The following is a 12,331-nucleotide window of genomic DNA, read 5'->3' as shown; positions in this document are numbered from 1 at the left end:
CCGACCGCCTGCCTCGAGCACGTCCTGGCCTGGTCAGACTGGCGTCGACACCGACAACATCAAGCCCGGACCTGCCACTACCGCCGGCGCGGCCAACGACCACCTCAATATTAGTGCCGTTGCAGTATTAGTCCAAGAGACGCTCCTGTACTTCGAATACATCACTCTCGAATGAATCGGCCAGCGGCAGCGGTTCGAGCAACCGCGGCAGGAATCGGGATTTCCTATGGCGCTGTTCTATACTTCGCCGGAGTTCGGCTTGATGGCGACATCAAGAGAATTCTGGCCTACCTGCCCAGCCTTGCGGTACTGATCCTCGTTATTTGGGACACGTTTCTTTGGCGCTTGCCCCTATTGTGGCGCTCGACGGCCCGCCCACGGATCGACGGCCTCTGGTCTGTAGTATTGCACCCCACAGCAGAGAGTCACATTCCCGAAGGCGGCGATCGCGGTCCGATTGAAGCGTTCGCTGCCATTTCACAGACGTACTGGAGTGTCAGTGTCAGGCTTCTGACACGCGAAAGCATGAGCCTTACTCGATCCCACTTCTGGGACCGCACAAATGGCAGCGACACCGAATGGCTGACGTTCGTATACGACAACAGCCCCATGCAGCGGCACCGGGCAAGAAGTGCACGCCACCTAGGGACCTGCTCCTTGCGGCCAGGTAACCGACGGCCTTCAACAATGGCTGGGACCTACTTCACCGACCGGTATACGCAAGGAGATATGACGTTCCAGCTTGTCGGTAGAGACACCGGCGTTGCCAGCTTTGACGAAGCGGCCGCAAAGGCCGAGGAGATCGATAAAGATGGGCGGTGTAAGGAAGGAGGGCGACTCAACAGGATACTGTTCTTCTGGCGAAAGTAGACAGGGGTCCGCATGGTAAGCCGCCAGCCACCTGATCAATTTCGAATTGAAGCACTGGGGCTTGACGTCAGACATGAAGCTCCCGCTGATGCGTCAGAGTTCGCCGCAGACGCGCTTTTTGAGATCGACTACTACGCGTTCGATCGATGCCCGATCTGTTTGGAGAATAGTCCAGCAGACCGTGAGCATGTCCCACCGCGTTCGATCGGCGGCCAAATACGGACACTAACGTGCGCCCGCTGCAACAACGATCTCGGTTCACGAGTGGAGGACGAACTCTTCGCCTGGCTTAGCGGCTCGATTGGTCGCGTTCTAATGTCGAGTCCGAATTCCGCCGTTATTGGAAGCCGGCGGATTCCCAAGATGTACTACCGAACTGCGACGAATGGCGAGTTCATTCTCCTTGTGATTGGCGGCATTACAGTCGATCAGCGCAGAATGCTTCAAAGTCGCGAGTTCGAGCTCACCGTCAGGTCGCTCGACGAGCACCGTTGGCGGATTGCCGCCCTGAAACACGCATACCTCGCGGCATGCCTATCACTTGGGCAAATTCCCGAAACCGAGTCCGCGCGCGAAATTCGGCGTGACCTTGTAGCCGCTCGCGACGCAGCGAGTACCTCTAAGGTGCCAAGAAGCGGTATAGCTGACTCCCTCTTCATCGGGAGGACTTTTCAACGAGCAGGCGACCCACAGATTCCGAGTCCGGCGTTGTGCCGATATGTGGACAAAGAAGGCGGCGAAGCGCAAGTAGGCATCCTTCTTGCTACGCAGCTAATGGTTTCATGGCCGCTCTCGGACATACCTATACTCCCTCCGAATTGCTGACTAGAGTGCTAGCGTCGCGAGATTCGACGGCCGGCAACTAAGGCTATCTGGGGTGGGGGTGGGGGCCTCGGACGTTCGTCCAGCGGGGCGAACCACCGTGGCCCCCACCCCCACCCCTGATCTGGCGCACGTGCGCCGCAAGGCGGACAAGGTACGGTTGGGCGAAGAATCAGTGGGGAGAAAGACCGCCCAAGTACCGAGCCAGTTGGGATGCGAAGGTGGCGCCGTCATTGACGCACAAGAACCCCCGCCTGTGGGTGAACAGCTCCTTCCGCACCCGCGACCGCCGATAGTGCAGGCGGCCCGTTGACTGTTCGACCCGCTGCACCGTGATCTGCTTCGTGAGGCCCTTGGCCCGGTACCAGCGCCGGGCGATGCGGCCGGCCGCGATGCCGACGTCCGGCGTCACCTGCCGGACCGCGAGTGCGCGATTGAGGCCGCGGTAGCCCCAGAACCGGCCGGCGCTCCCGCGCTCGACGACATCGACGTCCGGGCACCCGCAGTCGGGGCACTCGTCGAGGGCCTGGTCGTGCTCGACCCCGCACGAGCTGCACACGAGCACCGTGTCGACCCACTCCCGCGGCACCCGGTGCTGGTACTCCTTGCCGGTCGCGGCGGCGCCGTACTTGGCGAAGTAGACGGCCATGCGGCGCGGGTCGGTGAGTTTGAGGCCCTGGCCGTAGTCGACGCCCGTCCCGGCGAGCAGGTGCTTGCGGCGCTCCTCGGGGTTCGGATGGCCGACGATCTCGGCCCAGACAATCGAGAGCCAGTGCTTGAAGTCGACGCGGACAGGCTGGCCGGTCTCCGGGTCGGTGACGGGCGTCGTGCCCATCGGCGGGGTCGTCGAGATGTGGAAATGGACCGCTCCGCGACCCTGGAACTCCTTCTTCCACGGCCCGCGCAGCGGCTCGCCCCAGGCCCGCGCGTAGCGCTTGCAGAGCGCCTGGAAGTGGCCCATCGCGGCGTCGGAGTTCGGGGCGACCGTCAGCCAGTCGCCGGGGTACGTCAGCGTCAGCATGGCCGGGAGCCGGCCCCTGCGGTCCTCGACGTCGTACCGCGGCGAGCGGCACCGCGGGCAGTGGTCGAGGTCGTCGTCGAACTCCTCGCGACAGCCGCCGCAGATGTGGAACCGGCCGTAGAGGCGTGTGTAGTCGAGATCGGACAGACGCTCGACGAGCCGCGAGCGGGAGCGTCGCGTCCAGGCGGTGATGGCGCCTCGGGTCGGCAGCGGGTCCGGCATGTCGCCCTCCCAGGTCGCAGCCACATCGATGTGCTTGCGGTGCCGTTCAACCTCCCGCTCGTGCCGACGCTCGGCGCGGGCGTAGTCACGTGTTCGGACCCGGAACACGCCGGGACTGACGACGATCTCCCAGCGCGGCCCCTCGGTGATCACGCCGGCCTCGCCGACCGCGCCGGCCGAGATGTGCGGGATCAGGTCGGCCGCGTGCTGGACCAGCTCCGGGCTCGGGAACGACGGCCGCCACAGCCCAGCGACCGTGAGGGCGTTCTCGTCCTCGCTGCGGACAGATATGGCACATGGGACAAGCCCGGGCCGGGCCGCCGGGCGCGGCCTGGCAACGGCCGCGCCCCGGGCGGCGCCCGGCCTGCCCGCCGCTCCTGCCTCCGGCCCGCGGCGGGCGGCCGGCGCCGCCCGGCGCGGCCCGTTGCCGTCGACGAGAGCGGCCCGGCGAGGGGTGCTCATGCGCCCTGCTCACGTGAGACGATGCCGACGTTCGAGGCGGTGGAGTCGACGGCCGAGCCCTGCCGAACAGCCCCGCCGGCTGACAGCGATCGGTGACAGCAACGGCGGCGGACAACGGCGGTCCCGGAGCGATCTTGCCGGACCCGGACCGGCTGGTCACGGACGGTGCTGGACCGTGTGCCCTCGGTTTGGGAGCGAGGGGCCGTGGGTTCAAATCCCGCCACCCAGACCAGCGGAATCACGTGGTTCCGGAACGGTCCTCCGGGGCCGTCGACAGCAGCGTCTGACAGCAACCCTCACGCGTCGTCGTCAGGGGCCGAGCTGGGATTCCAGCAGGTCGAGCGCAGTGCGCCGGTTGTCCGGCGACACCCGCCGTCCGATCTTGATCGACAGCAGGTCGCCGTCGCGGATGAGGTCGTAGGTTGTGATGCGGCTGATGTGCAGCACCTCGGCGGCTCCCTCCGCCGTCGCCCTCGCCTCACACCGCCGGACCGGGCGATACCTGTGCGCCGCCGTAGGAGTCCGATCGGAGGCCTGATGAAGCCCACCGAGATCCGCGCCGAGATGCGACGTGCTCAAGCGGAGTTCGAGCAGATGACCAGGACGGCGAATCCGCAGGCGATGCGTCGGGCCACGAACGGCACTCGGTGGACCAACCGGCAGTTGTTGTTCCACATGGTGCTCGGCTACGGCGTGGTCCGGACCCTGCTGCCACTGGTTCGTGCTCTCGGGCGGCTCGGCCACAGCACGGGGTTCGCGCGGGTCCTGGACGCGACGCGGGCACCGTTCCACGTGGTCAACTACCTCGGAGCGCGCTGCGCGGGCGAGGTGGTGAGCCCGCGCGCGATGACCCTCCTGCTGGCCCGGCTGGTGAACGGCCTGGACCGCAGCCTGACCACGGACGCGGACCGTGGTCGTCTGGGGCTGGCGATGCATTTCCCGACGACCTGGGACCCCTACTTCCGGTCGACCATGACCGTCCTGGACGTCTATCACTTCGGCACCCAGCATTTCGATCATCACCGGCGCCAGCTCACGCTGGACGGCTGACCGCTTCAGGTGATCGGCGGCGCTACGGCGGCCGATGCCATCCGGCCGTAGCTTGCCACGCACGCCCAGGCGAGGACCGCGATCACGATGAAGGCGGCGTACACGACGCCGTAGCCGGTGACGGCCGCGACGGCGGACACCGCGATCGGGGCGAGCAGTCCGGCGATGCCCCAGCCGGTGAACACGCGGCCGTAGACGGCGCCGAACCGCTGCCTGGGGACGACGTCGGACAGGGCAGCCGGGGTGAGGGTGGAGAGCGCCCCGTACTGGGTGCCGAGCAGGAACAGCGCGACCAGGGCGAGCGGGCCGGTCGACGAGAGAGCGAGCGGAATGCAGGCGACGACGAGCAGCGCCGAGTTCGCGTGCAGGGTCGCTCGCCGCCCCACGCGATCCGAGGCCGGACCGGCGGCGAGACGCCCGACGAAGTTGCCGACGTTGAGCAGCGTCACCGCCACCGCTGCGACCGCAGTCGATCCGGCGAGTTGGCCGGCATGTGCGAACGCCGAGAGGGCGGGTGCGCTCCCGAGCCCGAAGGCGAGCCACAGCGCGACAACCGGGCCGCGCGGCGCCCGGCGGTCATCCGCACCGGACTCGGCCGTCGGCGCGGTGGCCGCTTCGGCGGGGAGCAGGACGGCCGCCACGACCAGGAGGACACCGAGTGCGACGGCGAGCAGGACGAAGGTCCAGCTGCGGCCGAGTCCGTCGAGCAGGGCCGCTGCGGCGGGGGCGAGGATCGCGGTCCCGATCGCGTAGGCGCTCACGACCAGGCCGAGCGCGAGACCACGGCCGGTCTTGAACGTCCCGGCCACCCGGACCGCCGTCGCGTAGCCGAGCCCTGTCGTTCCGCCGAGGACGATGCCGAACGCCAGGACCAGCACCACGACCGAGGATGCCGCTGCGCTGCCGAGTAGACCCGCGACCGTGCCGACCGCGGCGACCACGGCCATCCGTCGTGGCGCGACCGAGTCGGCGATCCGGCCACCCACGAGCACACCGGCCATGAACGTGGCGAGACCGACGGAGAACACGGTGGTCAGCGCGGTCGGTCCGGCGCCCAGCTCACGCTGCAGCGAGGCGGTGAACACGTCCCAGGCGAACAGCGGGCTCACCGCCAGGTCGAGCAGCATCGCGCCGAGCAGCACGCGTCGTCTGCTCACCTGGACCTCCGTCGGCCGTTGGGGCGTCCGTCCGGGTCAGTGCCCAGTTGGTCGGGCGGTGGCGGGGACGAGCTCGGCGAGCAGCTCACGCACGCGGCGGTCGATCTCGTCGCGGATGGGCCGGATCTCGGCGACGGTGCGTCCGGCGGGGTCGTCGAGCTGCCAGTCGAGGTAGCGCTTGCCGGGAAGGATCGGGCATGCGTCCCCGCACCCCATCGTGATCACCACGTCCGAGGCCTGGACGGCGTCGGTGGTGAGCGGTTTCGGCAACGCCCCGTCGAGGTCCATGCCGATCTCGCTCATCACCTCGCCGACGGCGGGGTTGATGGTGTCGGCGGGCGCGGACCCGGCCGAGCGGACGACGACGGCGCCTTTGGCGTGGTGGTCGAGCAGCGCGGCTGCCATCTGGGAGCGGCCCGCGTTGTGCACGCACACGAACAGGACTTCCGGTGCGCTGGTCATGTGGGCTTCTTCCAGCGACGTCGGGCAGCGAGGGAGACATGGACCAGGGCAACCAAGACGGGGACCTCGATCAGCGGGCCGACCACTCCGGCCAGTGCCTGTCCGGAGGTGACGCCGAACGTGGCGATGGCGACGGCGATGGCCAGCTCGAAGTTGTTGCCCGCCGCGGCGAACGCCAGCGTCGTGGTCCGGGCGTAGCCGAGCCCGATCCCGCGCCCGAGCGCGTAGGACCCGGCCCACATCAGCGCGAAGTAGGCCAGCAGCGGGAGCGCGATCCGGGCGACGTCGAGCGGCTGGGAGGTGATCGCCTGCCCTTGCAGGGCGAACAGGATCACGATGGTGAACAGCAGCCCGTAGAGGGCGAGCGGCCCGATGCGAGGCAGGAACCGCGACTCGTACCAGTCCCGCCCCCGGGTGCGCTCGCCCAGGCGCCGGGAGAGGTAGCCGGCCAGCAGCGGGACACCGAGGAACACCAGCACCGACCCGGCGATCTGCCAGGGCGAGACCTCCAGGTCCGTGGTCGGCAGGCCCAGCCATCCGGGGAGCAGGTCGAGGTAGAACCAGCCCAGCGCGGCGAACGCGATCACCTGGAACACCGAGTTCAGGGCCACCAGCACGGCGGCGGCCTCCCGATCCCCACAGGCCAGGTCGTTCCAGATGATGACCATCGCGATACAGCGCGCCAGCCCGACGATGATCAGACCGGTGCGGTACTCGGGCAGGTCCGGCAGCAGCAACCAGGCGAGCGCGAACATCAGCGCCGGGCCGATCACCCAGTTCAGCACCAGCGACGCGACCATCAACCGGCGGTCGCCGGTGACCGTGTCCAGCCGGTCGTAGCGGACCCTGGCCAGCACCGGGTACATCATCACCAGCAGTCCGAGCGCGATCGGCAGCGACACCCCGGCCACCGACACGGCATCGAGCGCCGACCCGAGTCCGGGGATCAGACGCCCAGCGAGCAGGCCGAGCGCCATCGCGGCCAGGATCCACACCGGTAGCAGCCGGTCCAGGGTGGTCAGCCGCCCGACGACCGGCGCGGCGGTACCCGTCTCGGGTCCAGCGCTCATCGCGCGACCGCCGCGTCCGCGACGTCCGGGGTGGCTGCGCCGGGGACCAGGACGGCCGACAGGCGCCCGAGCACGTCGGGCTGGACGCGGTAGTTGCGGCGCGGAACCGGCGTTCGACGGTGCGCCCCGACGCGGTGGGGTGGTGTCCGCGGAGGATGTCGGTGACGAGCGGGTCGCGGACGACGGTCCCGGTGCGGACGAGTCGCTCGACGAGGGCCTCCGCGTCGTCGGGGCCGGGGGTCCGGAGGCGGGCACCGTCGAGGCGGAAGGTCCGGGCCGTGGTGTCGGATCGTCGCGTCGCGAACGTCATGCCCACGCCGCAGGATAGAGCCCCGGCACATGTGATCCGCGCCACTTCCGTTGGGTGAGCGATCTTGGAAAGCTGCTCGACTGAACCCGTGGATGTCGACCAGGTTCGTCATGTCGTCGGCGGCTACGCCGACACCCGGATGATCGAGGGAAACGGCGACTTCTTCGCTGTGTACGACCCCGACCACGACTACGAGACGCGGCCCCGCCAGGGCTGGGCGACGATCGTCACCTCGAACGTGAACGACGACGCCTCCGACCTCGACCGGCCCGGTGTCTTCCGGCTCAACATCGGCCTGCCGAGGGCCCGGTTCGCCGAAGTCGTCGACCCGGACGGCGAGTACGACCACGCGGCGCTCGACGTCGTGATGCCCCATCCCGTCTACGGCGGCCACCACTGGGTGTGCGTCCTGAACCCGGACCGCACGTGGCCGGCGGTGCAGGGGCTGCTCGACGACGCCCACACGTTCGCGGTCCGGCAGGACGAGAACAGGAAGCGTCGCCGCGCCGTCACCGCACCGGTGTCGCCGCCGGCGTGAGCTCGAGCCCGCGGTCCGGCGGTGTCGCAGTCAGGCCGAGCCCCCGGCCCGCAGCCGCGCGAGCTCCCGCTGCCACTGCCGGTAGGGCGGGCTGAGCGCCTGTGGACGGCACGCGCGCCGGCGACGACCTCGACCCCGTCGGGTGCGGGCGCGCGGCCCGACCGGCCGACCATGCGGACGCGTTCGCCGCGGTCGCGCAGGGCGCGGCGGTCGCGAGCCCGACGGCGCCGGCAGGTGCGGGCCGAGAGGGTCGGCTGTCGAGTCATGGGTGCAGCGTCGGGCGGGCCCCTGACGCTGCGCTGACGACGGTCTGACGAGCGGCGCCGACCTATGATCGGCCCGTGACGACCTTCGTCCTGGTGGCCGGCTCGTTCCACGGCGGATGGTGTTGGTCGCGGACGGCGAGGTTGTTGCGCGACAGGCACCACTCGGTGTTCACGCCGTCGCTGACCGGGATGGGCGAGCGGGCGCACCTCACGACGTCGACGGGGATCGGGCTGCAGACCCATGTCGACGACGTCCTCGCGCTCGTCGACGCCGAGGAGCTCACCGAGGTGGTGCTGGTCGGGCACAGCTACGCGGGCGTGGTGGTGGGCAGCGTCGTCGACCGGCGGCCGGAGGCGTTCCGCCGCGTCGTCTACCTGGACGCGCTGGTGCCGGAGGACGGCCGGTCGGTGATCGACCTGCTGGGGCCCGCGGGCGGCTACTTCCTCGACCGCGCCGACACGGACGCGGGTGTCATCCCGCTCGACGAGGAGTCGCTCGACCGGTGGGGTCTGGTCGAGGTGGGCGACCGGGAGTGGGTGCGCCGGCAGGCCCGCCCACAGCCGCTCGCGACGTTCACCGACAAGGCGTCGATGCGCCGGCCGGCCACCGAGGCGGGCATCCCGGCGACGTACGTCTACGCCACGATCAAGCCCCGTGTGGACCTGTTCACCGAGATCGCGGCGCGCACCAAGGCCGACCCGGCGTGGAGCTACGTCGAGGTCGAGGGCCCGCACGACTGCATGATCACCCACCCCACCGAGACCGCGGCGGTCCTTGCGGCGCTGTGAACCGCGGCTATCCTCGCCTCGTGCGTTCCACTCGGCTCACCTGGTGGCGGCTGCTCGTCGCAGCCGGATAGATGCATGTCCGCGGGCTGCACGAGCAGCCCGCGTTCCTCCTCGCAGGAGACGGTCGGCTGCGCGTGCGGCCCCGATCCCCGAGGAGACGACCATGGATTCCTACGCCGCCACCGTCGCGCGCATGCCCGCACTGCGCGGCGCGATCGCCGCAGCACCGGAGAAGCACCGGGTCCTGACGGGCGAACGCCCGACCGGCCCCCTGCACCTGGGGCATCTGCTGGGCACGATCGTGGAGCGGGTCCGGCTGCAGCGCGCGGGCGTCGAGACCTTCGTGATCCTGGCCGACTACCAGGTGGTCACCGACCGCGAGGTCGCCGAGCGCCTGCCCGAGTACGTGCGCGGCGCGGTGCTCGACCAGCTCGCCGCCGGGCTCGACCCGCAGGCCACGACGTTCTTCGTGCACTCCGCCGTGCCCGCGCTCAACCAGCTGATGTTGCCGTTCCTGAGCCTCGTCTCGGAGGCGGAACTGCACCGCAACCCGACGGTCCGCGCCGAGCATGCGCTGTCGGGCCGCGCGCTGTCGGGGCTGATGCTCACCTACCCGGTGCACCAGGCCGCCGACATCCTGTTCTGCAGGGCCGACCTCGTGCCGGTCGGGAAGGACCAGCTCCCCCACGTCGAGCTGACCCGGGTGATCGCGCGCCGCTTCGCCGAGCGCTACGCCCCCGTCTTCCGGGTGCCGGAGCCGATGCTCACCGACGCCCCCGACATCCCCGGCCTCGACGGGCAGAAGATGTCGAAGTCGCGGAGCAACGCGGTCGTGCTCGGCATGTCGGCCGACGAGACCGCCGCGCTGATCCGCAAGGCGCGCACCGACAGCGACCGGCGCATCACCGTCGACCCGGACACCCGTCCCGGCGTCTTCGGCCTGTTGTCGACGGCCGCGCTCTGCACCGGGCGCACGCAGGAGGAGGTCGCGGAGGAGATCGGCGACGGCGGCGCCGGGCTGCTCAAGAAGGTGACGACGGAGGCCGTCAACACCTACCTCGCGCCGCACCGGGCCCGCCGCGCCGAACTGGCCGCCGAGCCCGGCCTCGTCGACGAGATCCTGACGCGGGGCAACGAACGCGCGAACGCGATCGCCGACGCCACCCTCGACGAGGTCCGGTGCGCCATGGGGATGCGTTACTGAGGCCTGTCCCGATCCGCGCGCAACCTCAGGGTTGCCGACGGGCCGGGGCACGACAGTGAGGTTGCGCTCGGGTGTGCGCCGGCGGCGGAGAGCACTACTCGAGGGACGGCTCCGGGGAGGGCTCGCGCAGGAACGCCGACAGCACCACGGCCACGACCGGGACGATCGCGAGCACGACCAGCGCGCCGCGCGGGCCGTGCGCCTCCGCGACCAGGCCCAGCAGCGGGAGGAACAGCCCGCCCGCGCTGACGGCCAGGCCGAGGGTGACCCCGGCGGCGGTGCCGGGACGGGACGGCAGGTAGTCCTGCCCGAGCTTCACCAGGACGGCGAACGGGATGTTGGTGACCAGCCCGACCAGCAACGCGAACGGCAGCGCCACGTAGTGGTTGCCGCACAACAGCATCGCGACGAGCGCGGGGACGAGCAGGGCGTTGCCGAGCCGGACGGTGCGGACCATGCCGATGCGGTCGGCGATCCGGCCGCCCGCCAGCGTCCCCAGCACTCCCCCGCCGAGCTGCAACGTCAGCGCCAGACCGCCCAGCCAGGGCGTCGAACCGAGGTTACGGATCCAGTAGAGCGCGATGAACGTGTTGACCCCGAACGCCACCGTCGACCGGACGACCTCGACGGCGGTGAGCGTCGCGAACAGCCGCGGCCTGTCGACGCCCGTCGCCCGGACCGACGCCGTGGCCGACCGAAATGTCCTGCGCTGATGGCGCAGCAGCGCGAACGCCATCAGCACCGCGGGCGGGATGAACAGTGCCGTCGCGCCGACCCCGAACACGTCGAGCGCAGGGGTCGCGAGCGCGGGCGCCACGAAGAACCCGACGCTGCCACCCGCCGCGAACCAGCTCATCGCGGTGGCGCTGCCCCCGGCGGCGCGGCGGGCGTCGCGGCCTGCGGGCGGGTGGAACATCGCCACGCCCAGCCCCGAGACCAGCAGCGACAGGAACATCAGCGGGTAGGACGGCACGAGCCCGGCGACGCCGGCTCCGATACCGGCGAGTGCGAGCCCGAGCGGCGACATCCACGGCATCCGACGCTTGTCGGCGAGCAGGCCGACGGCGATCTGCGGGAGCGAGCTGCCGAACGTCGCGGCGAGCGCGAGGCCCGAGGCGCCGAGGTAGCCGACGTCGCGCTGCAGCACGAAGTACGGGACAGCCGCGGGGACGAGGCCCTGGTAGAAGTCGTCGACGGCGTGGGCGGCGGCCCACAGCCGCATGCGCCGCCACGGCGATGCCGCGACCTGCGCGATGGTCTCGGAAGTGCTCACCCGGCAACGATCGCTGCCACGCGAACGACGAGCTTCCGATAATCTGCCGTTCGATGTCGCAGATCCGCCACTCCCCCAACGCGCCGACTCTGGTCGAGGCGCACGCGGCCGGCGACGTCATCGACCGGCACCGCCACGACGACCACCAGCTCATCTACGTCAGCACCGGCGTCCTGGCGATCAGCACCGCCCGCGGCGCCTGGGTGGCGTCCAGCGATCGCGCCGTCTGGGTGCCGGCCGGCATCTGGCACGAGCACCGCTTCTACGGGCAGGCCTCCCTGCATTCCCTCGGCTTCCCCCTCGACGACGCCCCGCTGCCCGACGACTCGCCGACCGTCCTGGCCGTCGGTGGGCTGCTGCGCGAGCTGCTGATCGCCTGCACCGAGCCCGACCTGCCCGGCCCCGAAGCGGGCCGGCTGCGGGCGGTGCTGGCCGACCGGCTGCGCCGCGCCGTCGTGCAGCCGCTCGTGCTGCCCACACCCGTCGACGCCCGGCTCGCCGACGCCTGCAGGATCGTCGAGCAGGACCTGGTGCACCCGCGGTCCCTCGGTGGGCTGGCGCGCACGGTCGGGACGAGCGACCGGACGTTGACGCGGCTCTTCCGCACCGAGTTCGGTATGACCTACCCGCAGTGGCGCACCGCTGTCCGGGTGTTCCACGCGATGATCCACCTCGCTGAAGGCTCGACCGTCACCGAGACCGCGCACCTGTGCGGCTGGGCGACGCCGAGCGCGTTCGTCGACGCCTTCACGCGGACGATGGGCCACACCCCCGGCACCCACCGTTCCGCCGCTGCGGCGGAATGAGCGCAGGGC

The 12,331-nt window shown here is 70.3% G+C and carries 13 protein-coding genes; 7 read left to right on the top strand and 6 right to left on the bottom strand.

Annotated elements, in window-relative coordinates; genetic code table 11:
* Positions 1 to 171 precede the first annotated feature (171 nt).
* Positions 172 to 870: a hypothetical protein gene (locus AB7F12_RS26705; RefSeq protein ID WP_428516951.1), complete on the top strand. Its 699-nt coding sequence runs from the start codon at positions 172 to 174 to the stop codon at positions 868 to 870.
* Between the two features lie 12 nt (positions 871 to 882).
* Positions 883 to 1,695, top strand: a complete 813-nt coding sequence (locus tag AB7F12_RS26700; RefSeq protein WP_428516953.1) for an HNH endonuclease — start codon at positions 883 to 885, stop codon at positions 1,693 to 1,695.
* Positions 1,696 to 1,864: 169 nt separating this feature from the next.
* Here the strand turns inward: AB7F12_RS26700 and AB7F12_RS26695 are convergent, their stop codons facing one another.
* Both AB7F12_RS26695 and AB7F12_RS26690 read right to left on the bottom strand, forming a co-directional pair.
* On the bottom strand, positions 1,865 to 3,397 hold the full coding sequence (locus AB7F12_RS26695) for a hypothetical protein (RefSeq protein ID WP_428516955.1): 1,533 nt from the start codon (positions 3,395 to 3,397) through the stop codon (positions 1,865 to 1,867).
* 309 nt (positions 3,398 to 3,706) lie between these two features.
* A complete protein-coding gene (locus AB7F12_RS26690) occupies positions 3,707 to 3,844 on the bottom strand; it encodes a hypothetical protein (protein WP_428516957.1) in 138 nt (45 codons plus the stop codon).
* Between the two features lie 90 nt (positions 3,845 to 3,934).
* Here AB7F12_RS26690 and AB7F12_RS26685 point away from each other — a divergent pair, with 90 nt between their 5' ends.
* The gene (locus tag AB7F12_RS26685) at positions 3,935 to 4,447 is read left to right on the top strand and encodes a DinB family protein (protein ID WP_428516959.1); all 513 of its coding nucleotides are present in this window, start codon (positions 3,935 to 3,937) and stop codon (positions 4,445 to 4,447) included.
* 5 nt (positions 4,448 to 4,452) lie between these two features.
* Here the strand turns inward: AB7F12_RS26685 and AB7F12_RS26680 are convergent, their stop codons facing one another.
* The 3 genes from AB7F12_RS26680 to arsB are packed head-to-tail and all read right to left on the bottom strand — an operon-like array spanning position 4,453 to position 7,136.
* Complete coding sequence (locus AB7F12_RS26680; protein ID WP_428501395.1) at positions 4,453 to 5,604, bottom strand: MFS transporter; 1,152 nt, start codon at positions 5,602 to 5,604, stop codon at positions 4,453 to 4,455.
* A 36-nt stretch (positions 5,605 to 5,640) separates the two neighbouring features.
* On the bottom strand, positions 5,641 to 6,066 hold the full coding sequence (locus AB7F12_RS26675) for an arsenate reductase ArsC (protein WP_428501396.1): 426 nt from the start codon (positions 6,064 to 6,066) through the stop codon (positions 5,641 to 5,643).
* The gene (gene arsB / locus AB7F12_RS26670) at positions 6,063 to 7,136 is read right to left on the bottom strand and encodes an arsenic resistance protein (protein ID WP_428501397.1); all 1,074 of its coding nucleotides are present in this window, start codon (positions 7,134 to 7,136) and stop codon (positions 6,063 to 6,065) included. Before arsB ends, AB7F12_RS26675 begins: the two co-directional genes overlap by 4 nt.
* Before the next feature lie 398 nt (positions 7,137 to 7,534).
* Between arsB and AB7F12_RS26665 the strand changes: the two genes are divergently transcribed.
* The 3 genes from AB7F12_RS26665 to trpS all read left to right on the top strand — a co-directional run bounded on the left by AB7F12_RS26665 (position 7,535) and on the right by trpS (position 10,243).
* Positions 7,535 to 7,984 carry a DUF6194 family protein gene (locus AB7F12_RS26665; protein WP_428501398.1) on the top strand — a complete coding sequence of 150 codons (450 nt, stop codon included), beginning with the start codon at positions 7,535 to 7,537 and terminating at the stop codon, positions 7,982 to 7,984.
* 341 nt (positions 7,985 to 8,325) lie between these two features.
* Positions 8,326 to 9,039 carry an alpha/beta hydrolase gene (locus tag AB7F12_RS26660; RefSeq protein WP_428501399.1) on the top strand — a complete coding sequence of 238 codons (714 nt, stop codon included), beginning with the start codon at positions 8,326 to 8,328 and terminating at the stop codon, positions 9,037 to 9,039.
* A 163-nt stretch (positions 9,040 to 9,202) separates the two neighbouring features.
* The gene (gene trpS, locus AB7F12_RS26655; protein WP_428501400.1) at positions 9,203 to 10,243 is read left to right on the top strand and encodes a tryptophan--tRNA ligase; all 1,041 of its coding nucleotides are present in this window, start codon (positions 9,203 to 9,205) and stop codon (positions 10,241 to 10,243) included.
* 94 nt (positions 10,244 to 10,337) lie between these two features.
* On the opposite strand, the gene AB7F12_RS26650 is transcribed toward trpS, so the two are convergent.
* Positions 10,338 to 11,516 carry an MFS transporter gene (locus AB7F12_RS26650; protein WP_428501401.1) on the bottom strand — a complete coding sequence of 393 codons (1,179 nt, stop codon included), beginning with the start codon at positions 11,514 to 11,516 and terminating at the stop codon, positions 10,338 to 10,340.
* Between the two features lie 53 nt (positions 11,517 to 11,569).
* Between AB7F12_RS26650 and AB7F12_RS26645 the strand changes: the two genes are divergently transcribed.
* Positions 11,570 to 12,322, top strand: coding sequence for an AraC family transcriptional regulator (locus tag AB7F12_RS26645; RefSeq protein ID WP_428501402.1), 753 nt, complete (start codon positions 11,570 to 11,572; stop codon positions 12,320 to 12,322).
* Positions 12,323 to 12,331: the final 9 nt, after the last annotated feature.

Origin of the sequence: Pseudonocardia sp. (assembly GCF_050250275.1) — a bacterium.
Taxonomy (GTDB): Bacteria; Actinomycetota; Actinomycetes; order Mycobacteriales; family Pseudonocardiaceae; genus Pseudonocardia.
Note: the sequence above shows the minus strand (reverse complement) of the source record. Positions and strands in the feature narration are given on the sequence as shown.

Bases quoted from the DNA above. Each gene is read 5' to 3' on its own strand.
- AB7F12_RS26705 (WP_428516951.1), top strand. From the start codon at position 172: ATGAATCGGCCAGCGGCAGCGGTTCGAGCAACCGCGGCAGGAATCGGG.
- AB7F12_RS26700 (WP_428516953.1), top strand. From the start codon at position 883: ATGGTAAGCCGCCAGCCACCTGATCAATTTCGAATTGAAGCACTGGGG.
- AB7F12_RS26695 (WP_428516955.1), bottom strand. From the start codon at position 3,397: ATGAGCACCCCTCGCCGGGCCGCTCTCGTCGACGGCAACGGGCCGCGC.
- AB7F12_RS26685 (WP_428516959.1), top strand. From the start codon at position 3,935: ATGAAGCCCACCGAGATCCGCGCCGAGATGCGACGTGCTCAAGCGGAG.
- AB7F12_RS26675 (WP_428501396.1), bottom strand. From the start codon at position 6,066: ATGACCAGCGCACCGGAAGTCCTGTTCGTGTGCGTGCACAACGCGGGC.
- arsB (WP_428501397.1), bottom strand. From the start codon at position 7,136: ATGAGCGCTGGACCCGAGACGGGTACCGCCGCGCCGGTCGTCGGGCGG.
- trpS (WP_428501400.1), top strand. From the start codon at position 9,203: ATGGATTCCTACGCCGCCACCGTCGCGCGCATGCCCGCACTGCGCGGC.
- AB7F12_RS26645 (WP_428501402.1), top strand. From the start codon at position 11,570: ATGTCGCAGATCCGCCACTCCCCCAACGCGCCGACTCTGGTCGAGGCG.